The following is a 23115-nucleotide window of genomic DNA, read 5'->3' on the forward strand; positions in this document are numbered from 1 at the left end:
CCGCGCCGCCGCTACGCCGCGCCCAGCGCCTCGAGCAGGCGGTCCGTCGCGGCGGCGTCCCGCAGCGTCACCCGCACATGCTCGGACGAGCCCCAGGCGCTGCCCGGCGCGACGTAGACGCGGGCGGCGGCGAGCTCCTCGGCGCTCGCGCGGAGCCAGACGTACGGACCGACGCCCGCGGTGACGCGGTCGCCGAGCGCGGCCTCGAGGCGGGCGCGTTCGCGAGCGGCCTGGTCGCGGCGGCGGGCCACGCTCGCGCTGCCGTGCTCGACCGCCCAGAGCGCGCCGGCGACGGACGCGGCGTCGATGCCGAGCAGCGGTGCCAAGGGGAGCTCGACGCCCGTCCCGACCACCGCGTAGCCGACGCGGAAGCCCGCCATCGCGTGGCCCTTGGAGAAGGAGCGGATCTGGATCACGCGCGGGTGGTCGACGATCTGGGCGGACGGGAGGAAGTCGGCGAGGGCCTCGTCGACGATCAGCCAGTCGTCGCCGGGCTCGATCGCGGCGACCGCGCCGGTCGGGTCGGCCGGGCGGGTCAGGACGGTCGTGCGGCCCGGCGCGGCGGACTCGACGGGGACGGGCCGCGCGCCCGCCTCCTCGACGAGCGCCGGGAGCAGCTGCCAGCCCGGCCAGACGAGCGCGACCTCCTCCCTGGCGATCGCACGGAGGGCCGCGCGGAGCAGCTCACTCGCGCCGTGGCCGACGACCACGCGCGCGGGGTCGATGTCGTGCGACCGGGCGATCGCGTCGCGCAGCGGCGCCACGTCGGCGTAGTCGTTGACCGCGCGCCGCAGGGCGAACGTCGCCGCGTTGACGATCTCCGGGTGTGGCGGCCCGTGCCAGGCCGCGCCGGACAGGTCGAGCGCGGGCTGGGCGACCACCTCGCGGGCGCGCTCCTCGTCGCGGCGGGCGCGCAGCTCCGCGCTCACCTCGTCCGGGGAGAGCTCGTCGAACTGCCGGTAGTAGCGCAGCAGACGCCGCATCAGCGAGGCGCGAGCGACGGCGCGGGACCTTCGAGCACCAGGAACCAGAAGCCGAACGCGACCAGGGCGATCACCGCGGACACCGCGAAGATGCGCGCGACGAGACCCTCGCGCTGGTCGTGCCCGGCGGCACGGCGGAGCAGCCTCCAGACGCGGTCGAGCCGGTTGGCCAGGGCCAGCGTGACCAGCAGCGACGCGAGGATGCCGAAGAACGCGACGACGATCCCCAGGAAGTCGTTGTCGGCGTGGAACGAGACCTGCGACGCGATCCACAGCCAGGCCAGCGGCTGCGGCCCCCACACCGACAGGCACAGCAGCGTCTCGACGACCAGCACGAGCGCCGCGAGCACGCCGTCCACCCGCCGACGACCGGCGCCACCGCGCTGCGGGTCGCCGCGGTAGTGCAGCGGCCCGGTGCCCGGGCGGCGGCCGATGAAGAGCCCGCCCGTGTCCGTCGGATCGTTGCGCGCCACGCCAACGAGGATATTGTCAGTCGTCGCGTGAGCCGGCACAACAAGAGCAAGCGTCGGCGCCGCTCGAAGTCGACCGCGCCGCAGGTCCCGCCGCGCCCGCCGCGGCACATCGACGACCGTCCGGAGCGGCCGAACGCGCCGTGGCACCCGGTCCCGCTCGTGGAGCTGAGCGTCCTCGTCGGGATCGTCTGCATCGCGTTCGGGCTGTTCCGCCGCGACGACACCGGCGGCCGGGTCCTGCTCGCGCTCGGCGTCAGCCTCGGCGCGCTCGGCGGCCTCGACACGAGCCTGCGCGAGCACTTCGCCGGCTACCGCTCGCACGGGCTCGTGCTGGCGGCGTTCCCGGCGGTCGCCACCGCGGCGGTCCTCGGCTTCGCGAAGGTGCCGCTCTACGTGGTCGTGCCGGTGATGCTCGGCGTCTTCCTCGCGGCGCTCGTGGCGCTGCGGCGCGTCTACGAGAGCAAGACCGGCGTTCCGGCCTGACCGGGAACTATCCTTCCGCCGCGTGTCGGACGACAAGCGCATGCGGCTGCGTGGATTGCACCACGTCACCGCGATCAGCAGCGACATCGAGCGCACCATCGCGTTCTACCGCGACACGCTCGGCCTGCCGATCGTGCACGACGCCGTCTCGGACGACGACCCGGACGCACGCCACGTGTGGTTCGACGGCGGCGACGGCAGCTACCTGAGCTTCATGGAGTACCCCAGCCTGCCGGAAGGCGTCGTGGGCCGGGGCTCCACGCATCACTTCGCGCTCCGCGTGGAGACCGAGGACGAGCAGGAGGCGTGGCGCGACTACCTGCGGGAGCGGGGCGTCGAGTGCACCGACGTGCTCAACCGCAGCTCGTTCCAGTCGATCTACATCCGCGATCCCGACGGCCACGTCGTCGAGATCGCCACCCGCGGTCCCGGCTTCGGCGCCGGCGGGCCGCTCGCTTAGCGAGCCTGCCCGCCGACGCCGCCGCAGTACCGCTAGGCCGCCACGCGGTCCTGGTCGCCCGTGAGGCGACCGGCCAGCTCCTTGCGCTGACGCTCGGTCATCGAGCCGATCGTCTTCGTCTCGAGCATCGAGATCGAGGTCAGGAACCGGCGGCAGCGCGAACGCCCCCAGCGATGCTGGCTCATCAGCAGGTCCGCGATGCTCATGCTCTCCGCCTCCCACGGGCAGTCGAGCACGATCCCCGCAACCGTCGTCTCACCCTCCGCCACCTGGCGCTTGAGCTCAGCGCGCGCCAAGCGCACGCGATTTGCCTGCTCCAACGCCCGCATGTGCTGCGGTGGCGCAGGGGCTATCGCAGATGTTCCCATCGAACCTCCCCGCTTCTCGTCCGCCCACCCGCGTTCGGGTGGGGTCAAATTCGTTTTACGTGCATTTGGTCGATCGCGCGCGCAGACCAGTCTGACAACGCCCGACAGCGTTGCCCGACCTCTACGGCCCGTTGAGTGTCCCGATCAACGGGCCCCGCGTTCACAGCGTCCAACCGAGTGAGCAGGCTAGCCGCGTCGGGTCCGATCCGGCAACGCTCAACCACCCTCAAAATCAGCAAAGAGCATGGTTTTTATACGCGATGTAACCGTCCGGTGAATGTGCTATACGGCCGGAGCGGGCAGCTCGCCGTGCTCGGATTCGAACTTCTGCTTGACATTTTGGAAGGCGTCCAGGGCCCGGTCGAGCACCGCGGTGTCGTGGGTGGCCATGACGCTCGTACGCAGCAGCGCGCCGCCCGGCTGGACGGCGGGGTGGATGGCGACGTTGACGTACACGCCGGCGTCGTAGAGCGCCCGCCACAGGAGCACGGCCTTCCAGTCGTCCTCGACCAGGACGGGCACGATCGGCGTGACCGCCGGCTCGCCGCGCACGACCCGGAAGCCGAGCGCCTCCAGCCCGTTGCTGAGGTACTCGCCGTTGTCGAGCACCCGCTGCAGGAGCTCCGGGCCCTCGTCGGACCGGATGATCCGCAGCGCGGCCAGCGCGGCGCCCACCGCGGCCGGGACGCCCGACGCCGTGAACAGGAACGCCCGCGACGAGATCCGCAGGAAGTCGATCACCTCGTGCGAGCCGGCGATGAAGCCGCCGCAGGACGCGAGCGACTTGCTGAACGTGCCCATGCGCAGGTCCACGTCGGCCTCGACGCCGAGCAGCTCCGACGCGCCCGCCCCGCGAGCCCCGAGCACGCCCGCGCCGTGCGCCTCGTCGACCATCAGCCGCGCGCCGTAGGCCTTGCACAGCTCGACGATCCGCGGCAGCGGCGCGATGTCGCCCTCCATGCTGAACACGCCGTCCACGACCACGAGGACGCCGCCACCGTCGCCCACGGCGCGGTCGAGCATCTTCTCGAGCCGATCCAGCCGGTTGTGCTTGAACGGGCGCAGCTTGGCCTTGGAGATGAGGCAGCCGTCGAGGATCGAGGCGTGGTCGGCGGAGTCGACGATCACGGTGTCGCCCGGGCCCAGGATCGTGCCGAGCGTGCCGACGTTGGCCTGGTGGCCGGTGGAGAAGACGATCGCCTCCTCCGTGCCCATCCACTCCGCGAGCTCGGCTTCGAGCTGCAGGTGCAGGTCGAGCGTGCCGTTGAGGAGCCGCGAGCCGGTCAGGCCGGTGCCGTACTTGTCGAGCGCGGCGCGCGCGGCCTGCTGGACGCGCGGGTCCGCGGTGAGCCCGAGGTAGTTGTTGGAGCCGAGCATGATCCGCTCGGCGCCCTCCATCTCGACGATCGGCCCGGCGGGGCCTTCGAGTTGCCGAAAGTAGGGCAGCAGGTCGGCCTCGCGGGCGGCGCGCAGCTGCTCGGCGCGCTCGTGCCCCCGGACCTTCGCGAAGACATCGATGGCTGTCGGCATTGCTAGGGTCCGCCTCCGTGAGCGTGGTCGTCCGTCCGGTCTCCTCTTGGCGAGACCGCCGGGAGTTCGTCGAACTTCCGTACCGGCTGCACTCTAACTCTCCGGTCTGGGTGCCCCCGCTGCGTCTGGAGCGGCACATCTTCCTGCTGCGCTCGCAGAACCCGCTGTTCTCGCACGGTGACGCGCAGCTGTTCCTGGCCTGGCGCGACGGACGCGTGGTGGGGCGGATCAGCGCCCAGTACGACGAGCAGTACGACGCCCAGCACGGCGGCGGCACGGGCATGTTCGGGTTCCTCGAGCTCGAGGACGCGCCCGACATCCTCCCGCCGCTGCTGGAGGCCGCCGCCTCGTGGCTGCGCGCCCAGGGCCGCGCCCGGATGATCGGCCCGATGGACTTCACGATGAACGACGAGTGCGGGGTCCTGCTCGAGGGCTTCGAGCGGATGCCGTTCGTCAAGCAGCCCTGGCACCCGCCGTACTACGCCGCCCGCTGCGAGGAGGCTGGCCTGGCCAAGGCGGTCGACCTGTTCATGTACGAGCTGGTGATCTCCGACCGCTCGAAGATCCTGCCGATCGTCTTCAAGCTGGCCGAGCGCGTCCAGAAGCGGCACAAGATCACGATCCGGCGCATGTCCCGGCGCTCGCTGCGGCGGGACATGGACGCGTTCGCGGCCGTCTACAACGAGGCCTGGAGCGAGAACTGGGGCTTCGTCCCGTACACGAAGCGCGACCTCGACGCCTACGCCCAGGAGCACCAGCTCGTCTTCGACCGCAACTGGTACATGGTCGCCGAGACCGAGGACGGCGAGACCGCCGCGGTCGCCATCACGGTGCCGGACATCAACCAGGTGCTGCTGCGCATGAAGGGGCGGATCCTGCCGTTCGGCTGGGTGCACTTCCTGCGCAAGAAGTGGATCATCGACCGGGTTCGAGTCGGCTTCCTGGGCGTCAAGCACGCGTACCAGCACACGGGCGTGGCCGCGGCGCTGTACGTCGAGCACTTCGACACCGCCTCGCGCACCCCGCAGAAGTGGGGCGAGATGGGCTGGATCCTGGAGACCAACCACAACATGAACAAGGCCATGGAGGCGATGGGCGGCCGCGTCGTGCGGCGCTTCCGGGTCTACGAACGGGCCTTGTAAGGTTCCCCTCATGGATCGTTCGGAGTTCTTGAAGGCCTCTCCGCCGATGTTCAAGTCGGGTCTGCTGGACAAGTTCACCCGCGTCCATCACTTCGTGCCGATCGTGATCTTCCTGCCCGCGATCGTCGTGCTCTTCGCGTTCGGCGTGGACCGGCTGGGCGTCTTCTCGACGCTGGCCTTCGCCGTCGCCGGCTACTTCTTCTGGACGCTGGCCGAGTACTGGATTCACCGGGTGATCTTCCACTTCGAGCCCGAAGAGGGCATCGGCGCGCGGCTCCACTGGATGGTCCACGGCGTCCATCACGACCACCCGAACGACCCGCTGCGGCTCGTCATGCCGCCCGGCGCGTCGGTGCCGCTCGCGCTCATCTTCTACGCGCTCTTCTGGCTCGTGCTCGGTGCGGACCGGGCGTTCGCGTTCGGCGCCGGCTTCCTCGGCGGTTATCTCGCTTACGACATGATCCACTACGCCCTGCACCATCACACGCCGAAGTCCCGCTTCGGAAAGTGGCTGCGGGAGCTGCATATGCGGCATCACTTCCAGGACGACGAGCGCGGGTTCGGCATCTCCGCCCCGTACTGGGATCGCGTGTTCGGCACCATGCACGTCCGCCGGGGGCGGTAGTGTCTCTCCCTCGTGGTTGAGGAAGACGGAGAACTCGCTGAAGGCGAGGTCGTCGACGGCCTGCCGGTCGTCACGGAGGGCGGCGTAGTCGAAGAGCCGCCGCCCGCGGGCGCGCTGTCCGTGCCGGGCGTCCAGGCCGCCGCGCTGGCGGCGACGGGCTTCGTGGCCGGCGCCTGCACCGTCGCCGTGGTCAAGCGCCACCGCAGCAAGAAGGCGGCCAAGAAGCGCAAGGGCCCGCTCGGCGAGATCGTCAGCTCGAATTCGTTCCTCATAGACGTGCACCTCCTCAAGCGTTCCTGATGCGCCAAGCCGGTCCGCACGCGGGGCGCGGCGACGTGCCCGCGGGCGAGCGATCGCGGCGCCGCACGAGCGCGGCCGGCGCGAACGTGCGCGGCGCGGGCTCGGCGGGCGCGGCACCGGACCTGCCCGTGCTCGTGCGCGAGACGGTCGAGCCGCGTTGGCCGTCCTTCCGGCTCGGGTTGCCGTCGCTGGACGGGCTCACGCGCCGGCGCGGCAACGGGCTCGTCCGGCTCTTGCACGTGGACGGCGCCCCCGTGGTGGTCGCGGCCTCCGGCACCACCTTCGCCGCCCGTGCGGCTACCGAGGAGGCGGCGCGCGAGGGCATCGCGCGGATGCGCTTCGCCTCCGGCATAGACGACGACCTGGCCGAGTTCCACGCGATGTTCCGTGACGACCCGCTGCTGGGCCGCGCGATCCGCGCGCGCCCGTGGCTGCGCGTGCGCCGCAACCCGGACCCGTTCGTCTCGCTCGCCTGGGCGATCACCGAGCAGCTGATCGAGGTGGTTCGGGCCAACGCGATCCAGCGGCGCCTGATCGCCGCGTACGGCCCGCGCTACGGCTCGCTGCGCGACGCCCCGGACGCCGCGACCGTCGCCGGGCTCGCGCCCGCGGAGATCGACGCCTGCGGCCTCGCGCCGAAGCGCACGCTGGCGCTCCGCCGGGCCGCGCGCGAAGTGGCCGCGGGAAGGGTCGCGCTCGTGCGCGACGAGACCGCGCGGGGTGGCGCGGCGAGCGGCGCGCGCGTCGCCGGCGACCGCTCACGCGGCGACGTGCCCGTCGCCCCCGCGCGGCTCGTCGAGGACGCCCGCGCCGCGCTCGTCGCCGGGCCGAGCGGGGCCGACTTCCAGCGGCTGCTCGCCATCCCCGAGATCGGGACGTGGACGATCGAGGTGCTGGCGTCCAACGGGCTCGGCCGACTGGACGTCGTGCCGGCCGGCGACCTCAACTACCTGAAGCTGGTCGGGCGGCTCACGACCGGCAACCCGCGCGCCGTCGCCGACGAGGACGAGGTGCGCGGGTTCTTCTCCGCGTACGCGCCGTACGCGGGGATGGCGGCTCAGTACCTCAGCGGTCCCGCGAGGACTCTCCCAAGCCCTCGCCCGGGAGGAACTCGTTGGTCAGCGGGCTCGCCTCGGACGGTGGCCGCGTGAGCAGGCCCTCCGCGCGCATCCAGCGCTCGTAGGTCGCCCACACGATCGGCTCCTGCCAGCCCCACGGGAGGTCCTTGACGGGCACCGGGGCGACGGTCGTGGGCGCCGCGCGGTCCTCGGGCGCCTGGGCCTCCGGGAAGAACACCGGCAGCGTCGCCTTGATCGCGGCCGCCTGGAGCTTCGGCTCGAGGCCCTTGTCGGCCTTGAGCAGCGCGTCCACGCCCGCCTGGGGGTTCTTCTGGAGCAGACGGTGCCCGGCGGCCGTCGCGCTGAGGAAGCGCCGCAGGCGCGACGAGCCCGCCTCGTCGAGGTCCTGCCGGCGGGCGACGAAGATCAGCTCGTTGTAGGTGGGCACGCCGATGTCCTCCATGCGCAGGATCGTCGGGTTCTCGCCGCGCTGCTGCAGGTCCACGCCCTCGTAGTTCCAGAACGAGCCGAGCGTCGCGTCGGCCTTCTTGGACAGCATCGCTTGCGTGAGGTTGAAGCCGACGTTGGTCTCCTTCACGGAGGTCGGGTCCACGCCCGCCTTCTGGAGGATCGTCTTCAGGTACGCGCTCTGGTAGGGGATGCCGGACGTCGCGACGCGCTTGCCCGCGAGGTCCTTGGGCGTCTTCACGCCACCGGCCGGCAGCGCGATCAGCGACGTCAGCGGCTTCTGGACGAGCGCGCCGACGGACACGATGCGCTCCTCGCCGTTGTCACGCGCGAGCAGCAGCTCGGGCGTGTACGAGATCGCGAGGTCGGCCTTGCCGGCGGCCAGCAGCCGCAGCGGCGCCGCCGGGTCCGGCGGCGCGACCAGCTTGACGTCGAGCCCGGCCTGCCGGTACAGCCCGGCGTCCATCGCCGCGTACAGCCCGGCGTGGTCGGCGTTCGGGACGTAGTCGAGCATGACCGTGAACGGCTCCTGCCGCGGCGCCTCGCTGCCGGTCGGCTCGGCCTTCTCACCGCACCCGGCGACCATGGCGACCAGCGCCGCGAGCAACAACACACGTTTCATGAGACCGTCCTTGGCGACCAGGAGACAACCCGCCGTTCCAGCGCGCTGAACAGCGCGTAGAGAGCGACGGCTTCAGCGACCAGCAACGCGGTGGCGGCGAACGCCCGCGCGCTTTCCAGTTGTGCGTTCGCGGTGACGACGAGATGGCCGAGCCCGGAGGTCGAGCCCGCCCACTCCGCCAGCACCGCACCGATGACCGCCACGGCGGCGGCGATCTTCAGACCCGTGAACCCCGACGGCAGCGCGGACGGCGCCTCGAGGAAGCGCAACCGCTGCCAGCGGGACGCGTGCAGGGAGCGCAGCACACGCCGCGCATCCGGATCCACGTCGCGCAGGCCGTCGGCCACGTTGACCACGATCGGGAAGAAGCAGACGAGCGCGACGATCAGGATCTTCGGCGCGAGCCCGAACCCGAGCAGCAGCACCACGAGCGGCGCGAGCACGGGGATCGGCACGGCCTGCGAGCCGACCACGAGCGGCCGCAGCGCGTTCTCGACCGCCGGCACGAGGTGCATGGCGACGGCCAGCGCGACGCCGACCAAGAGCGCGGCGGCCAGCCCGAGGACGACCTCCCACGTGGTGATCGCCAGATCGGGCCCGAGGATCGAGCGGTCCTCCCACAGCGTCGTCGCGACGGCGCTCGGCGCGGGCAGCAGCAGCTCGTTGACCATGCCCGCGCGCACGACCAGCTCCCAGACGCCGCCGAGCGCCGCCAACACCAGCAGCGGCGCGATCACGTGCGCACCCCGAGCGCGGCCAGCGCCCGCTCGCGCAACTCGACCACGGCGCCGTCCGTCCGCGCGCGCGGCCGCGCCAGCGGGACGTCCAGCGTCGTCACGACCTGCCCGGGCCGCGGCGACAGCAGCACGATGCGGTCGGCGAGCAGCACCGCCTCCTCGACGTCGTGCGTCACGAGCAGCACCGACCGCGGCTCGCGCGTGAGCGCCTCGGCCAGCCACGTCTGCGCCTGCGTGCGCGTCAGGGCGTCCAACGCCCCGAACGGCTCGTCCAGGCACAGCAGCGGCCGCCCGGCGAGCAGCGTGCGTAGGAACGCGACGCGCTGGCGCATGCCGCCGCTCAAGGCCGCGGGCCGGGTCTTCTCGAATCCCTGGAGCCCGAAGCGCACGAAGTGCTCGTGCGCCGTGGCCCGCGCGGCCGCCTTCGACGCGCCGGCCACCCGCAGCGCGAGCGCCGCGTTGTCCAGTGCGCTCAACCACGGCAGCAGCCCGTCACGCTGCGGCATCAGCGCCGCCTCGGGCGCCTCGACCGTCCCGGCGTCGGCGCGCTCGAGCCCGCACACGATCGACAGCAGCGTGGACTTCCCACAGCCGCTCGGCCCGACGACCGCGACGACCTCACCCGGCGCGACCCGCAGGTCCACGCCGTCCAGCGCCACGACGTCCCCGTACGCCTTGCGCACGGCGGACACCGTCACACCCGTTCCCACACGAGGAGGCCCCGTCACTGGAGCCTCGACCTCAGTCACCATCCGCTCCCTCCGCGGGCATTACCCCGACCAGGTTCGAAGGGTCAGCGCCGGAGCGGGGCGCTATCTCAGCCGGGCGTGCCTCCCAGCCCCCCTGTCATCAACAAACTGCCACGACAGCCTACCGGCTCGCCTAGGATCGTCCCGGATGCTGCCGGATCGAGTCCGAGACGCGTTCGCGTGGATGGAGACCGTCGTCGCGCTGCCGCCGGCCACCGCGGTGGAGGTCGAGTGCGCGCTCGTCCACCGGCTCTACACCACGCGGGAGTGGGACGCGACGCGCGCGATGCTCGCCGACGACTTCGTGCTGATCGGGCCCAGCGGGCGCGCCGGCCTGGAGGCGCTCAAGCGCTCCAACGAGCTGATGGCCGACGCGTACGAGGACCTGCACGCGGAGATCGAGACCGTCGTGTCCGACCCCGCGGCGCCGACCGTGCTCTACGTGCGCGACCACTCGAGCGGGCGCCCGAAGGACGGCGGCGCGCCGCTGGACGTGCGCGCCTGGACCCGCGTGCTCGTCACCGACGACGGCACGCAGGTACGCGAGCTCGGCCCCTCGAGCGTGATCACGCGCTGAGCATGGTCGACGGGCTGACGACGGGCGAGCTGGCGCTCACGCTCGCGGTGCTCGTCGGCGTCGCCGCGGTCTGGGCGGCGTACATCCGCCGCCGGCCCTGGCGGACCCGCGCCCACGACGAGGAGCCGGCGGCGCTGCCGCCGGACGCCGCGGTGCCGGTCGACAGCGCGCTCGTGCAGCGGCTGTACGCGCAGCGCGAGTGGCGGGACATCCGCCCGCTGCTCACCGACGACTTCGTGCTGGTCGGCCGCGAGGGCGCGCGCTTCGGGGCGGACGCGCTGCGGGACATGAACGACCGGCTCGGGGCGAGCTACGACGACCTGCACACGACGGTCGAGCTGGTGCTCGCCGACCTCGAGCGCCCGGCGGTGCTGTACGTGCGCGGGCGCGAGCGCGGTCGCGCACGACGCGGCCCGGACCTCGACGTCACCGCCTGGACGCGGATCGTCGTCGCCCAGTCGGGCACGAAGGTGCGCGAGCTCGGCCCGTCCAGCGTCATCTCCAGCGCCTGACAGGTACCGTCCCGGGCAGTGGACTGGGACGCCGAGGGACTCTTGGACGGCCTCGAGGACGACCGCGGCCGCGAGGCGCGGCGCCGGCTCCTCGACGAGCTGCACGAGCAGGGGATGGGCGTCGAGGAGCTTCGGCGCGTCGTCGCCGAGGACAAGCTCGTGCTGGCGCCCGTCGCCCGCGCGCTCAGCTCCGAGCCGCGCTACACCGCCCGCGACATCGCCGAGCGGGCGAACATCGAGCTGGAGATGTTCACCGCGAGCCGGCGCGCGCTCGGGTTGCCGACCCCCGGCGACGACGAGCGCGTCTACGGCGAGAAGGACCTGGAGGCCGCGCGGCTGGGCACGGCGCACCGCCAGGCGGGCTTCGCCGACGAGGACGCGCTGGAGGTCGCGCGCGTGCTCGGGCAGGGGATGGCGCGCTACGCGGAGTCCACGCGCGCGCTCGTGGCGCGGACGTTCCTCGAGCCCGGCCTCGACGAGTACGAGCTGGCACACCGCTACCGGGTCGTCGCCGAGCAGCTGATGCCGCTCGCCGGCCCGTGGCTCGAGCACGTCTTCGCGCTGCACCTGCAGCAGGTGCTGCGCAGCGACGCGCTCACGCAGGAGCAGCGCCGCAGCGGCAAGCTCGACGACACCCAGCAGGCGGTCGTCGCGTTCGCCGACCTCGTCGGCTTCACCGAGCTCGGGGAGCAGCTGCCCGTCGAGGAGCTCGGCAGCGTCGCCGGGCGCCTCTCGCACCTCGCCGCCGAGGCGCTCGAGCCCTCCGTCAAGCTCGTGAAGCTGATCGGCGACGCGGTGATGCTGGTCTCGTCCGAGCCCGAGCCGATGCTCGAGAGCACGCTCCGGCTCGTGGAGATCGCCGAGCGTGACGAGAACTACCCGCCGCTGCGCGCCGGCGTGGCCTGCGGCCAGGCCGTGCACCGCTGGGGCGACTGGTTCGGCACCCCGGTGAACCTCGCGAGCCGGCTGACCGCCCGTGCGCGGCCATCGACCGTGCTCGTGTCGGCCGAGGTCCGTGAGGCCCTCGAGGATGCGCCGTTCGCGTTCTCCGACGCGGGCCGGAAGAAGCTCAAGGGCCTCTCGGCACCGGTCCACGCCTTCCGTGCAAGCCGCCCCACGCACGGGCTGTAGCGCTTTAGCCCGAAACGGACGTCCGTCGTAAACGGGTCAAGGCGTCCGTTTACGTGCCGATCACCCCGGAAGCAAGGGCGAGACGTGACAATTGAGCCCACTCAGAGGGGGTCACGGCTGTGGCCGGCGCCAGGCGAGGCGCCGGTCACAGCTCCTCTCGGCGCACGTCGGCCATCGACGCGTACACCGCGTCCGCCGCGGCGAGCTCCTCCGCGCCGTGCGACGTCGTCACCGCGACGACGCGCATCCCGGCCGCCTTCCCCGCCGCGATCCCCGCCGGCGCGTCCTCGATCACCAGGCACGCCTCCGGCACGACGCCCAGCGCGGCCGCCGCCTTCAAGTACGGCTCCGGATGCGGCTTGCCCTGCGTGATGTCGTCGGCCGAGACGAGCACGTCCGGGACCGGGTGCCCGACGGCCCGCAGCCGCCCGAGCGCCAGCTCGCGCCCACCGGACGTGGCGATCGCCCACCGTGGCGCGGCGTCCATGCACTCGCGCGCACCCGGGATCGCCCGCAACGAGCCCTCCTCGGCCATCTCGTAGGCCGTGATCGTCGCGACCTCGGCCTCCACGTCGAGGTCCGGCGCGAACTCGGAGACGAGCTCTCGCCCGGGACGGCCGTGGAGGACCGGTCGCAACGCGGCCCAATCGACGCCGCGCTCACCGGCCCACCGGCTCCAGGAGGCCTCGACGACGGGCGCGGACTCCACCAGCACGCCGTCGAGGTCGAAGAGCACCGCCTCAGGCATGCATCGGCCGCGTCAGCGCCTTCACGAAGTCCTCGAGCTGGCGCGTCGTCCAGCACTCGTAGGCCTCGCAGTACGGCTCGTAGGCGGAGATGACGGAGTCGCCGTAGTTCCAGTAGAGCTTGGGCTCCGGGTTGAGCCAGAAGGTGCGGCCGGCGCGGTCGGCGACGCGGGCGAAGATGTCCGCGCGGGGGTCGCGGCCGTTCGTGCGGGCGTCGCCGAGGACGATCACCGTCGCGCGGGGGTGGAGGTCGTCCTCGACGGACTCGAGGAACTCGCGCCAGACCCGGCCGTAGTCGGTGTAGCCGGACACGTCGGCGACGCCGGCGTCCTTGGAGATGGCGTCGTTGACGGCCTTGAAGTCGCGCTCGCGCGAGAAGACGTCGGTGACCTCGGAGATGCGCTCGACGAAGACGAAGGAGCGCATCTTGCGGAACGAGTCGTGCAACGCGTGGAGCACGCTGAGGAAGAAGACGGACGCGCTGGTGACGCTCGTCGACACGTCGCAGAGGACGTAGAGCTCAGGGCGGCGCGGGCGCTTGGGCTTGTACTTCAGGACGACCGGCACGCCACCGGTCTCCAGCGAGGCGCGCATCGTGCGGCGCACGTCGACGTGCGCGTGGCGCGCGTGGCCGCGCGCCTGGTGGCCCTGCGAGGCGAGCCGGCGCTTGAGCTGCATGACGACGCGGTGCACGGCGGCGAGGTCCTGCGCCGGGCCGGACGGCAGCGCGCGGTCGAGCTCGTTCAGCGGCCGCGCCGCCGGGAGGGTCTGGGTGCGCTCGATCTGCGAGCGCTCGAGCTCGCGGCGCAGATGCTGCTCGAACTTGCGGATCTGGTCGCGCGTGAGCGGGTACTCGACCGAGCTGCCCTCGCCCTTGACCATCTGGCCCGGCTCGGACTTGAGCCCCAGCGCACGGCGGATGCGCTGGACGTCGACCCCCAGCACGCCGGAGCCCTGGCCCTGACGGCCGAACGCGGCGATCGCGAGCCGGGCGAGGTCGCGCAGCGCGTCCTCGTCGCCGTTGGCGATCGCCTCCAGGATCTGCTCGCGCAGCGCCTCGTAGTCGATCCGGTCGCCGTCCTCCCCGCGCATGCCCTGCGCGGCGGCCTCGGACTCGCGGATGCCCGCCTGCAGCGCCGCGCCCTCGGCGGCGCGGAAGAAGTAGCGCTCGAAGACGAGGTCGAAGACGCGCCGGTCGTCGGGGGACTTGGCGAGCGTCGCCGCCAGCGCCTCCCGGAACGGCCCCGCGCTCGTCCAGCCGACCTCGCCCAGCGCCGCGAACGCGTCGTTGAGCTCGGACGTGCCGATCGCGAGGCCTTCGCGGCGCAGCTCGTCGCCGAACCCGACGAGGTGCTCCGGGAGCGACATGCGCGCTAGGCCGCCGTCAGCCGGACGCCGACCCGCTCCGCGACGGTGTCGAGGTCCGTGCGGTGCTTGACGATGATCGACATCGTCTCGCGGAAGGTCTGCTGGTCGATGTCCTCGGCGCCGAGCAGCAGCAGCGCGCGCGCCCAGTCGATCGACTCGGCGATCGACGGCGGCTTCTTGAGGTCGAGCTCGCGCACCATCGACACGACCTCGACCAGCCGCGTGGCGACCGTCTCCGGCAGGTCCGGCGCGTGCAGCCGGACGATCTCCAGCTCGCGCTCGGGCGTCGGGTAGTCGAGCCACAGGTACAGGCAGCGGCGCTTGAGCGCCTCGGTCAGCTCGCGCGAGTTGTTCGACGTGAGCAGCACGACCGGCATCGTCTTGGCCTCGACGCGCCCCAGCTCGGGGATCGTGATCTGGAAGTCGCTCAGCAGCTCGAGCAACATCGCCTCGAACTCCTGGTCGGTCTTGTCGATCTCGTCGATCAGCAGGACCACGGGCTGCTCGGATGCGATCGCCTGCAGCAGCGGCCGCGAGAGGAGGAACTCCTCGCCGAAGATGTCGTCCTGCACGGCCTGCCAGCCGGCGTCCTCGGCCTCGGTCTGGATCCGCAGCAGCTGCTTGCGGTAGTTCCACTCGTAGAGCGCCTTGGCCTCGTCCAGCCCCTCGTAGCACTGGAGGCGCACGAGGTCGCGGCCCAGGTACTCGGCGAGCTTCTTCGCCAGCTCCGTCTTGCCGACGCCCGCGGGGCCCTCTACGAGCACCGGCTTGCCGAGCCGCGTCGCCAGGTAGGACACCAGCGCCGTGGACTCGCCCGGGAGGTACCCAGCGGCCTGCAGGCCGTTGGTGACGTCGTCGACAGACCCAGGGACGATCATCCCGATCAGTCTATGAGCCTGGCCACGAGGTCCTCATAGGCTGCGATCAGCTCCTCCAAGGAGCGCTCCCGCAGGTCCCGCTGGTAGAGGAACGCGGGCGCCGCGAGCGGCGCCATCAGCACGTCGGCGAGGTACTGCGCCGCGTCACCGCAGCCGGCCTGCTCGAGCAGCAGCGTGACGTGGGTGCGGTAGAGCGCGTACGGCTCGCTGAGCAGCCACGAGTGGCCCTCGGCGGTGGCGAGCAGGCGCCCGTGGCGTTCGAGGAAGCGCAGGTACGCGGCGCCGAACGCGATCAGCCGCTCACGTGCGGGCGCGCCGGGGCCGAGCGGCGGCGCGCCGCGGATCATGCCCTCCTGCAGCTCGATCTCGGTGTCGGAGATGAGCGCGCGCACGAGCCCGGCGCGGTCGCCGAAGCGGCGGAACACCGTGCCCTTGCCGACCCCCGCCTCGGCGGCGACGGCCTCCATCGTCACGCCCTCGGGGCAGCGCTCGAACAGCCGCTCGGCCGCGTCGAGCACGCGCCGGCGGTTGCGCGCCGCGTCGGCCCGCTCGGGCGGTTCGGCGTCGAGGACGGGGAGGGCTGACATACCCACAGGATAGCTAACTGGACCACGGTCCGTTTCGTGTGCTACCTTCTCGTCATCGCACAAACGGACCACGGTCCACTTCGTCGAGGAACCCCATGACCGCCATCGCGCAGAGCTCCATCCCCGCCAACAGCACCTGGACCGTCGACGCCGTCCACTCGACCGTCGGCTTCGCCGTCAAGCACATGGTCGTCTCGACCTTCCGCGGCCGCTTCGAGACCTACGACGCGACGCTCACCGCCGGTGAAGACGGCGCGCTGCGCCTGGTCGGCTCGGTGGCCGCCGACTCGATCTCCGTCAAGGACGAGAACCTGGCGGCCCACCTGAAGGCCCCGGACTTCTTCGACACCGAGCGCTTCCCGCAGGTCACCTTCAACTCGACCCTGGTCCGCACCGACAGCGGCGAGCTGATCGTCGACGGCGAGCTGACGATCAAGGGCATCACGCGCCCGATCGAGGCGCGCGGCACGATCACCGAGCCGGCCGTCACGTTCGGCGACGTCGAGAAGCTCGGCGTCGAGCTCGAGGCGATCGTCGACCGCACCGAGTACGGCCTCGACTGGAACGCGCCGCTGCCCAAGGGCGGCTTCGCGCTCGCGAACGAGGTCAAGCTGCAGGTCAACCTCGAGCTGGCGCGCGCGTAACGGCCGTGAAGATCCTCGGTCTCTCCGGCAGCCTGCGCGCCGGCTCCCACAACGCCAAGCTCCTCCGGGCGGCGGGCGACCTGCTGCCGCCCGAGGCCGAGCTGGTCGTCTTCGACGGCCTGAAGGCGATCCCGCCGTTCGACGAGGACGACGAGCACACGCGCCCGGACGCGGTCCAGGCGCTCTGGGACGCGATCGCCGACGCGGACGCCGTGCTCGTCGCCACGCCCGAGTACAACCACTCGCTCCCCGGCCAGCTCAAGAACGCGTTCGACTGGCTCTCCCGCCCGCTCGCGGACTCGCCGCTGCGCAACACCCCGACCGCGGTGATCGGCACCTCGACCGGCCTGTTCGGCGCGGTGTGGGCACAGGCGGAGGCGCGCAAGGTCCTGGCGGCGATCGGCGCGCGGGTGCTCGATCGCGAGCTGCCGGTCGGCCTCGCCGACGACGCGTTCCACGAGCAGGGCCACCTCTCCGACGAGGACCAGACGCTGGCCCTCGCCGGCATCCTCGCCGAGCTGGTCGGCGAGGCGCAGCAGTCGCTCAGGCCAGCTCGAGCTGCTTCGTGAGCTCGGACAGCGCCTCCGACTGAGCGGAGAGCTGCGACACGGAGGAGACGATCTCCTGCGTGGACGCGTTGGTCTGCTGCGTCGTCGCCGACATCTCCTCGGCCGACGCGGCAGTCTCCTCCGCGTACTCGGCGATGTCGCTCGTGAGCTGGCTCATGCCACCCAGCTCGAGGGTGATCCGGCCGACCGCGCCGTCGATCTCCTCGAGCGTGATCCGCGCGCGGTCCGAGGACTCGGTGCCGGCGTGGGTGCGGCTCGCGGCGTCGCGGACGAGCTCGACCGCGTCGTTGGTCTCGGCCTGGATGCCGGCGATGATCCCGCCGGCGTCCGCCGCCGACTGCGCGGCGCGCTCGGCGAGCCGGCGCACCTCCTCGGCGACGACGGCGAAGCCCTTGCCCTTCTCACCCGCGCGGGCCGCCTCGATCGCGGCGTTGAGCGCGAGCAGGTTGGTCTGGCTGGAGATCTCCTGGATCGCCTCGACGATGCCGCCGACCTGCTCCGAGCGGGCGGCGAGCGCGGTGATCGCGGTCGCGGCCTCCTCGATCCGGGTGCGGGCGTCATTGAGCGAGGTGGTCGCCTCGATGGCGGCCTCGATGCCCTCGCGGGAGAGCTCGGTCGCGCCGGACGCGGCCGCGCTGGCCTGGTCGACGGCGCTGCGGCCCTGCGTCGCGACGTCGGCCTGGCGCGCCGCGCCTTCGGCCACGCGCTGCGCGCTCAGCGCCAGCTCGTTGACGGCCTGGCCGGTCTCGCTCAGGGACCGGTTCATGCCCGAGCACATCTCCTGCACGACGAACGTGGAGTCGTTGAAGCTCTTCAGCGTCGCGTGCATCGTGTTGCGCACGTCGGCGAACAGGTCGGAGATGTCGCGGCCCGGGCCGGCCTGGCCCATCGTCTTCAGGTTCACGCCCATCGCGGTGAACGTGTCGTAGTAGAAGGACTCGACGATGGCCTGCGAGTCGTAGTTGAAGATGCGGCTGATCGCGCGCTCGGCGTCGGCGATCACGCGGAAGTCGATGCCGTCGGTGGCGCGGCGGCCGAGGCCCTTCTTGGCCACGCGCGCCGGCTCCGGCACGTCGGCGAGCATCGCCTCGTGCACGAGGTCGACGAACACGGGGTAGGTGCCGAGGAACCACTTCAGCGGCAGGTTGATGCGGCTGTGCAGCGCACCGACTCCCAGCAGGCTCTCGAAGTAGGAGACGCCGAAGCCGCCCGGCTTGGCCGCCTCGCCGAAGATGGCCTTGAAGTGCCCGGCCTGAGCCGCGCCCCAGCCGCGCTGCAGGTCGGCGACGCGGATGCCCTTGCCGCTGGAGTAGTCGGCGAGGAACTGGCCCGCGGACGCGTGGCCGAACGTGTGCTGGGCGAGCTTCGCGCCGATCGCGTCGGCGTTGCGCTCGGCCCACGCTTGCATGCCGCCCAGGAGCTCGAGCTCGGCTGCGGTCATGCCCATGTAGGTGCGGCGCAGCTCGAGTCCGCGCTCATCGATCTGGTAAAGGGAGGCGGCGGAAGGCTTCATCTCGTCACCGGTCATCGGCCGGGCGAGCGTGAAGTTGAAGCCTTTAGAGGTGAGGTTCGCCCTCGTCTATTCGTCCTCCCAGAGACGTTCGGTCGTCTCCGGGCGGCGTTCACGGCGGGTCGGCGCCTCCGAGGGGTCCTCGGGGAGGCGGGTCGTGGGGGCGTCGTCGAGGCGCGTAGTTGGCGCGTCGTCGAGGCGCGTGGTGGGCGGCGGCTCGTTGACGTCGCCTTCCCAGGAGGGCCGGTCGCGCAGGAACTCGGTGACCGCGGTCGCGTCGCGCGGGCGGCGATCCGGCGTGCGCTCGCGCTCACGGCGCGGCAGGGCGACCCAGCCCGCGTCGTCGGCGGCCGGGTTGGGCGGCTCGGGCGCGTCGATCTGCTTCACGCGCAGGCCGGCGGCGATCAGCGCGCCCGCGGCGACCATCGCGCCGAAGATCCCCCACTGGATGCCGATCGTGGCGCCGACGCCCTCGCCCGCGATGCTCGGTTTGTCGAACAGCCGGTAGACGAGCAGCAGCATCGCCCAGCTGCCGGCGATCACGATCGCCGTGCCGTCACCACCTGGAAGGTGGAACGCCTTCTTCTGCTGACGCGTCCAGACGAGGAACACGACCGCGACGGCGACGAGCAGGATCCCGGCCTCCACGAACGAGAACGCACCGAGCGCGCTGACGTTGGACTGGACGGGCCGGCCCTGCGGGAAGATCGACTTCTGGTACCAGGGCAGGACGAACGACAGCACGAGGAGCACCGCGGCGGCAGCGGCGAGCTGCAACTCCTTCGGCAGTCGGAACGACTCGCGGCGCGAGCTCATGAGATCGGGATGTCCTCCACGTCGCGCGCCGGCGCCGGCGTGCGCTCGAGCCGCTCGATCGAGTAGTCGATGACGGCGCGCAGCGCGAGCAGCAGCTCACGCAGCGCGTCCGAGAGCTGGCGCAGCAGCTCGGGCGGCAGCGAGCCCTTCGCGGCCTCGACGAACGCGAGCAGCGCGCTCAGGTCGGGCGACGACGCCGGAGCCTCACCGGGCGTGGCCCAGCCGTTCGGCGGTGCGCTCGCGGCGGCTGCGCGCGCGGCTTCCTCGGCCTTGGCGTGGGCCTCGCGCACCAGACGCTCGGCGGCCTCGTACGCCGCGAGATCGGGCTCAGGCATGCTCGAACCCCACGGTCAACGCGCCCTCCTCGAGCGTGGCGGATGTCGGCTTGTAGCCCGCGAGCGCGCCCGGCAGCACGATCGTGCGCTTGTGGGCGTCGACGCGGACGATCAGCTCGAGGCCGATCTTCTTGAGCTGCACGTCGCCCTTGGCGGCGAACGGCAGGTCCAGGCGCAGGGACGCGTGGCCGTTGGTCACCGACAGCTCCTGCGCGAGCCGGTCGTGCAGGACGGCGGCGGGGTCGTGATCGGCGAACAGGGCGTCGGCGAGTTCGTCCAGGCGCTCGTCACCGATCACCTCCGCGGCGAAGTACGGCGCGCGCAGGACCGGGACGGGGGCGAAGCCCGCGCCGACGAGCTCGAGCTGCTCGCGCTGGACGGCGTGCCACGCGCCGAAGTAGCCCTCGGCCAGCTCGTCGGGGAAGACGCGGTTGACGACCACGGCGTCCGTCAGGTACCCGTACAGGTTCAGGTACGTGAACGTGCGCATGGCCTCGGCGACGACCATCCGGTCGGGCGTCATCACCAGCCGCATCGACACGCGCTCGGCGTCCCGGAGCAGCTCGTGCATCGCGACGAGGTTGCCGACGAGCTTCTGGATCTCCGCGACGACCCGCTCATCCGGGAGCTGGACGTCGAGGAACATGCGGGCGAGCGGGCGTGCGGCGGCGAGCATCGACTGCTCCTTGCCGAGCACCTTGTCCAGCCACCAGCGGGCGGCGTCGGGGAAGCTCAGCAGCCGCAGCGTCTCGCCGGTCGGCGCGCAGTCGACGACGATCACGTCCCACTCGCCGGACTCGACGTGGCCCTTGAGGACGAGCAGGCTGAAGAGCTCGTCGCCGCCGGGCGGGACCGTCAGCTCCTCGGCCGCGATCCGCTCCACGCCGCGCTCCATCAGCAGCGTGCCCATCCACTCGCTGACGGCGCCCCAGTGCTGCTCGAGCTCGTCCTGCGCCTGTACCTGCTGGGCGTGCAGGCGCTCGGAGATCGCGGTCGGGGTGCCCTGGACGGGCGCGTCCAGGACGTCCGACAGCGAGTGCGCCGGGTCCGTCGAGATGACGAGCGTGCGCGCGCCGGCGGCGGCGCAGCGGCGGGCGGTGGCCGCGGCGACCGAGGTCTTGCCCACCCCGCCCTTGCCTGTGTAGAGGATCGTCCGCGCCGCCATCCGGACAGACGACTCTACCCGCGCCTTGAGACGGTGATCACTCCAGTCGTGGTGGCGGTGTTGTTGGCGAGGTCGGTGGCGGTGATCGTGACGTCGTAGTCGCCGGACTGCTTCGGGGCCGTCCAGGCGATCGACTTGGTGCCGCGGTAGAGGACGCCGGGGGCGAGCGTGGCGACCGGCTTGCCGGCGCGCGTGATCCGCAACGTGACGCGCGAGATCTTGTCGAGCTTGAAGCGCACGTTGCCCGTCTTGCGCGCGGTCAGCTTGCTCGTCAGCGCCTGCAGCGTGGGCGGCTGGGTGAGGTACCCGGTGAAGTGCTGCTCGGCGCTGCAGTACTCGACCGCGGCCGTGCGCGAGCAGAGCTGCTTGAGGAAGTCGCGCAGGAGCTTGTGGTAGCCGAGGTCGGACTCGTGCGTGGACGGCGCGCCGCGGCTGTAGAGGCTCCAGGCGCCCGTGTCGAACGTGCCGATCTCCTCGCGCCCGGCGCGGTCACCGTCCTCGAACAGCGAGCGGGCCGTGGTGTCGCCGGTGAGGTTGGCGAAGTCGTAGAGGCCGACGAGCGACTGGATGAAGCCGTTGGCGATCTTGAACTTCGGCAGGCCGGAGTACTGCAGGTAGTGGGCTCCGGTGCCGGAGGCGATCCGCACACCGGAGGGCGGCGGCGTCTTGAAGATCCCGAGGCCGGCGGCGGCGACGGGGAAGACGTCCTCCTGGCGGTTCAGCCGCGTGGCCGATCGGGCCATCGCCTGCAGGCCGGTCCCCTGGGCGAGGCTGGACACCCACGGCGGCGACTGGCCGTCGAACGGGAACAGGTACTCCCAGGCGAGGCCGCCGGCGCGCTCGGCGGACAGGCCCTTGATCTCGTCCAGGAGGGCGCCGGCGCGGGCGTCGTAGCGCTTGCCGCCGCTCCAGTAGCCGTTGAGCTTGCCGAACGTGCCGAGCCACTGGATCTGGAGGCCGTGGCCCGGATAGTGCTGGAAGACGAGCTCGGAGCCGGAGAAGGACACGCGCTCGCCGCTGTTGAGCAGGCGCTGCGTGGTCCACCACTCGACGTTGCGCTGGAGCGTGAGGAAGAGGCTGGGCAGGCGGCTGACCGTGAGCTGCTTGCGGGCCGCCATGCCCTCAAGGTCGGTGATGACGCCGCCGAGCGCGACCTTGCGGGCGCCCGTCAGCTTCTTCACACGCGCGCGAGCGTCGGTGTAGGTGGCGCGGTAGCCGGCGATCGCCGCCGGGTCGGCACCTTCCGCCTGCAGCCGCTTGAGCTCAGCGGTGACCGTGACCCGCTTCTGGGCGTGCGCCGCCGGTGCCGCCACCAAGAAGAGGCTGCACAAAATCGGCACAAAAGCTGAACAAAACGAGCGTCTCACGCGCAATCTCCGATGGTAAGTTCGACCGATGCGTTTCCTCGGTGTTCTGCTTGCAACCGCTCTAGTCCTCGCAGGTTGCGGTGCTGATGGATCAGAGCGGGCGAGTGCAACGTCCGATGCGCGCCAGCTGCTGAGCGCGACGGTCAACAACCTGCCCGAGCTGCGGTCGGCCACGCTGGACGCGAAGATCGACGCGGCCGCCGACGGTCGCGCCACCCAGGTCGCGCTGCGCGGGCCGTTCCAGGCCGGCAAGAAGGGCGAGACGCCGCGGTTCGCGCTCTCGGCCGAGCTGACGTCCGAGGGCCGCAAGGAGTCCGCGGGCGTCGCCTACACCGGCAAGGCCGCCTACGTCACGCTCAAGGGCGCGTCCTACGAGGTCCCGTCGATGCTCGCCGGCCAGCTCACGGCCGGCCTCGAGCAGGCCCTCGCCCAGGGCGGCACCGGCGGGCCGCTGACGACGATCGACCTCAAGCGCTGGGTGCCGACCCCCGTCAACGCGGGCACCGCGGACGTCGGCGGCGTCCAGACCGTCAAGCTCACCGGCCCGGCCGACGTCAAGAAGGTCATCTCGGACATCAACCTCCTCACCGGCCAGCTCAGCTCCCTGCAGGGCGTGCCCGGCGTCGGCGGCAAGGTCCCGAAGCAGATCCCCGCGGACGCGGGCGAGAAGATCAAGGACCTCACGGTCACGGTCTTCACGGGCGCCGAGGACCAGATCCTCCGCCGTCTCGTCGTCGAGGGCACGGCCACCAGCGGCGACGCCCACGCCGTGCTGGACCTCACGCTCACCAAGGTCGGAGAGGACCAGTCGATCGAGGCGCCGAAGAACGTCCGCCCGTTCGCCGAGTTGCTCGGGCAGCTGCAGGGCGCGGGCATCCTCGGCGGCTGAGGGCTGCGCCACGCCGCCCGTGG

The 23115-nt window shown here is 72.0% G+C and carries 28 protein-coding genes and 1 riboswitch; of the genes, 12 read left to right on the top strand and 16 right to left on the bottom strand.

Translation table 11 applies throughout. From position 1 onward, the window contains the following. Window positions 1-11: 11 nt before the first annotated feature. Together C8N24_RS17710 and C8N24_RS17715 are read right to left on the bottom strand one after the other, a co-directional pair. Window positions 12-983, bottom strand: a complete 972-nt coding sequence (locus tag C8N24_RS17710; RefSeq protein WP_121252065.1) for an aminotransferase class I/II-fold pyridoxal phosphate-dependent enzyme — start codon at window positions 981-983, stop codon at window positions 12-14. Continuing rightward, window positions 983-1456 carry a hypothetical protein gene (locus C8N24_RS17715; RefSeq protein ID WP_121252067.1) on the bottom strand — a complete coding sequence of 158 codons (474 nt, stop codon included), beginning with the start codon at window positions 1454-1456 and terminating at the stop codon, window positions 983-985. Before C8N24_RS17715 ends, C8N24_RS17710 begins: the two co-directional genes overlap by 1 nt. A 27-nt stretch (window positions 1457-1483) precedes the next feature. Between C8N24_RS17715 and C8N24_RS17720 the strand changes: the two genes are divergently transcribed. Further along, window positions 1484-1939 carry a hypothetical protein gene (locus C8N24_RS17720; protein ID WP_121252069.1) on the top strand — a complete coding sequence of 152 codons (456 nt, stop codon included), beginning with the start codon at window positions 1484-1486 and terminating at the stop codon, window positions 1937-1939. Window positions 1940-1961: 22 nt separating this feature from the next. Continuing rightward, window positions 1962-2399 carry a VOC family protein gene (locus C8N24_RS17725; protein WP_121252071.1) on the top strand — a complete coding sequence of 146 codons (438 nt, stop codon included), beginning with the start codon at window positions 1962-1964 and terminating at the stop codon, window positions 2397-2399. 32 nt (window positions 2400-2431) lie between these two features. Here the strand turns inward: C8N24_RS17725 and C8N24_RS17730 are convergent, their stop codons facing one another. Together C8N24_RS17730 and C8N24_RS17735 are read right to left on the bottom strand one after the other, a co-directional pair. Next, window positions 2432-2701: a hypothetical protein gene (locus C8N24_RS17730; RefSeq protein ID WP_147447858.1), complete on the bottom strand. Its 270-nt coding sequence runs from the start codon at window positions 2699-2701 to the stop codon at window positions 2432-2434. Window positions 2702-3049: 348 nt separating this feature from the next. Next, entirely contained in the window at window positions 3050-4297 is a 1248-nt protein-coding gene (locus C8N24_RS17735) for an aminotransferase class I/II-fold pyridoxal phosphate-dependent enzyme (protein ID WP_211340007.1), read from the bottom strand. Between the two features lie 110 nt (window positions 4298-4407). On the opposite strand from C8N24_RS17735, the gene C8N24_RS17740 reads away from it, so the two are divergent. From C8N24_RS17740 to C8N24_RS17755, 4 genes are read left to right on the top strand one after another with little or no spacing between them, the layout of a single operon-like run. Then, window positions 4408-5439: a GNAT family N-acetyltransferase gene (locus C8N24_RS17740; RefSeq protein ID WP_121252075.1), complete on the top strand. Its 1032-nt coding sequence runs from the start codon at window positions 4408-4410 to the stop codon at window positions 5437-5439. 10 nt (window positions 5440-5449) lie between these two features. Further along, window positions 5450-6064, top strand: coding sequence for a sterol desaturase family protein (locus tag C8N24_RS17745; protein WP_121252077.1), 615 nt, complete (start codon window positions 5450-5452; stop codon window positions 6062-6064). Between the two features lie 12 nt (window positions 6065-6076). Next, complete coding sequence (locus tag C8N24_RS17750; protein WP_121252079.1) at window positions 6077-6364, top strand: hypothetical protein; 288 nt, start codon at window positions 6077-6079, stop codon at window positions 6362-6364. Then, window positions 6364-7515: a DNA-3-methyladenine glycosylase family protein gene (locus C8N24_RS17755; RefSeq protein WP_121252081.1), complete on the top strand. Its 1152-nt coding sequence runs from the start codon at window positions 6364-6366 to the stop codon at window positions 7513-7515. The genes C8N24_RS17750 and C8N24_RS17755 overlap by 1 nt, the downstream gene beginning before the upstream one ends. On the opposite strand, the gene C8N24_RS17760 is transcribed toward C8N24_RS17755, so the two are convergent. The 3 genes from C8N24_RS17760 to C8N24_RS17770 are packed head-to-tail and all read right to left on the bottom strand — an operon-like array spanning window position 7430 to window position 9932. Continuing rightward, window positions 7430-8512 (bottom strand): ABC transporter substrate-binding protein, encoded by a 1083-nt coding sequence (locus tag C8N24_RS17760; RefSeq protein ID WP_121252083.1) that lies wholly within the window; start codon window positions 8510-8512, stop codon window positions 7430-7432. The two genes, C8N24_RS17755 and C8N24_RS17760, sit on opposite strands and share 86 nt — an antisense overlap. Further along, window positions 8509-9249, bottom strand: a complete 741-nt coding sequence (locus tag C8N24_RS17765; protein ID WP_245971880.1) for an ABC transporter permease — start codon at window positions 9247-9249, stop codon at window positions 8509-8511. Before C8N24_RS17765 ends, C8N24_RS17760 begins: the two co-directional genes overlap by 4 nt. Continuing rightward, entirely contained in the window at window positions 9246-9932 is a 687-nt protein-coding gene (locus C8N24_RS17770; protein WP_245971881.1) for an ABC transporter ATP-binding protein, read from the bottom strand. Before C8N24_RS17770 ends, C8N24_RS17765 begins: the two co-directional genes overlap by 4 nt. 56 nt (window positions 9933-9988) lie before the next feature. After that, a riboswitch (TPP riboswitch) is annotated at window positions 9989-10104 on the bottom strand. 42 nt (window positions 10105-10146) lie between these two features. Here C8N24_RS17770 and C8N24_RS17775 point away from each other — a divergent pair. The 3 genes from C8N24_RS17775 to C8N24_RS17785 are packed head-to-tail and all read left to right on the top strand — an operon-like array spanning window position 10147 to window position 12218. Then, window positions 10147-10575, top strand: a complete 429-nt coding sequence (locus C8N24_RS17775; RefSeq protein WP_121252087.1) for a nuclear transport factor 2 family protein — start codon at window positions 10147-10149, stop codon at window positions 10573-10575. Window positions 10576-10577: 2 nt separating this feature from the next. Continuing rightward, complete coding sequence (locus C8N24_RS17780; RefSeq protein WP_121252089.1) at window positions 10578-11087, top strand: nuclear transport factor 2 family protein; 510 nt, start codon at window positions 10578-10580, stop codon at window positions 11085-11087. Between the two features lie 18 nt (window positions 11088-11105). Beyond that, complete coding sequence (locus C8N24_RS17785; protein ID WP_121252091.1) at window positions 11106-12218, top strand: adenylate/guanylate cyclase domain-containing protein; 1113 nt, start codon at window positions 11106-11108, stop codon at window positions 12216-12218. Between the two features lie 145 nt (window positions 12219-12363). On the opposite strand, the gene C8N24_RS17790 is transcribed toward C8N24_RS17785, so the two are convergent. From C8N24_RS17790 to C8N24_RS17805, 4 genes are read right to left on the bottom strand one after another with little or no spacing between them, the layout of a single operon-like run. Next, window positions 12364-12966 carry an HAD-IA family hydrolase gene (locus C8N24_RS17790; protein WP_121252093.1) on the bottom strand — a complete coding sequence of 201 codons (603 nt, stop codon included), beginning with the start codon at window positions 12964-12966 and terminating at the stop codon, window positions 12364-12366. Then, complete coding sequence (locus tag C8N24_RS17795; RefSeq protein WP_121252095.1) at window positions 12959-14332, bottom strand: vWA domain-containing protein; 1374 nt, start codon at window positions 14330-14332, stop codon at window positions 12959-12961. Before C8N24_RS17795 ends, C8N24_RS17790 begins: the two co-directional genes overlap by 8 nt. Window positions 14333-14337: 5 nt before the next feature. After that, a complete protein-coding gene (locus C8N24_RS17800) occupies window positions 14338-15210 on the bottom strand; it encodes an AAA family ATPase (protein WP_121252097.1) in 873 nt (290 codons plus the stop codon). Window positions 15211-15215: 5 nt separating this feature from the next. Continuing rightward, on the bottom strand, window positions 15216-15797 hold the full coding sequence (locus C8N24_RS17805) for a TetR/AcrR family transcriptional regulator (RefSeq protein ID WP_121252099.1): 582 nt from the start codon (window positions 15795-15797) through the stop codon (window positions 15216-15218). A gap of 95 nt (window positions 15798-15892) precedes the next feature. Between C8N24_RS17805 and C8N24_RS17810 the strand changes: the two genes are divergently transcribed. Together C8N24_RS17810 and C8N24_RS17815 are read left to right on the top strand one after the other, a co-directional pair. Further along, window positions 15893-16441, top strand: coding sequence for a YceI family protein (locus C8N24_RS17810; protein ID WP_121252101.1), 549 nt, complete (start codon window positions 15893-15895; stop codon window positions 16439-16441). 5 nt (window positions 16442-16446) lie between these two features. Then, window positions 16447-17010: an NADPH-dependent FMN reductase gene (locus C8N24_RS17815; protein WP_170179175.1), complete on the top strand. Its 564-nt coding sequence runs from the start codon at window positions 16447-16449 to the stop codon at window positions 17008-17010. On the opposite strand, the gene C8N24_RS17820 is transcribed toward C8N24_RS17815, so the two are convergent. Genes C8N24_RS17820 through C8N24_RS17840 form a run of 5 tightly spaced genes read right to left on the bottom strand, consistent with a single transcriptional unit; the run spans window position 16985 to window position 22149 of the window. After that, window positions 16985-18538, bottom strand: a complete 1554-nt coding sequence (locus C8N24_RS17820; protein WP_121252105.1) for a globin-coupled sensor protein — start codon at window positions 18536-18538, stop codon at window positions 16985-16987. The two genes, C8N24_RS17815 and C8N24_RS17820, sit on opposite strands and share 26 nt — an antisense overlap. A 51-nt stretch (window positions 18539-18589) precedes the next feature. Beyond that, entirely contained in the window at window positions 18590-19336 is a 747-nt protein-coding gene (locus C8N24_RS17825) for a hypothetical protein (RefSeq protein ID WP_121252107.1), read from the bottom strand. Further along, window positions 19333-19671, bottom strand: coding sequence for a hypothetical protein (locus C8N24_RS17830; protein WP_121252109.1), 339 nt, complete (start codon window positions 19669-19671; stop codon window positions 19333-19335). Before C8N24_RS17830 ends, C8N24_RS17825 begins: the two co-directional genes overlap by 4 nt. Continuing rightward, window positions 19664-20836: an ArsA family ATPase gene (locus tag C8N24_RS17835; RefSeq protein ID WP_121252111.1), complete on the bottom strand. Its 1173-nt coding sequence runs from the start codon at window positions 20834-20836 to the stop codon at window positions 19664-19666. The genes C8N24_RS17830 and C8N24_RS17835 overlap by 8 nt, the downstream gene beginning before the upstream one ends. A gap of 14 nt (window positions 20837-20850) precedes the next feature. Then, on the bottom strand, window positions 20851-22149 hold the full coding sequence (locus C8N24_RS17840) for a D-glucuronyl C5-epimerase family protein (protein WP_121252113.1): 1299 nt from the start codon (window positions 22147-22149) through the stop codon (window positions 20851-20853). A gap of 82 nt (window positions 22150-22231) precedes the next feature. Here C8N24_RS17840 and C8N24_RS17845 point away from each other — a divergent pair, with 82 nt between their 5' ends. Next, a complete protein-coding gene (locus C8N24_RS17845) occupies window positions 22232-23092 on the top strand; it encodes a hypothetical protein (protein ID WP_121252115.1) in 861 nt (286 codons plus the stop codon). Window positions 23093-23115: the final 23 nt, after the last annotated feature.

The organism is Solirubrobacter pauli, from assembly GCF_003633755.1.
In the GTDB taxonomy this organism is placed as follows: Bacteria; Actinomycetota; Thermoleophilia; order Solirubrobacterales; family Solirubrobacteraceae; genus Solirubrobacter; species Solirubrobacter pauli.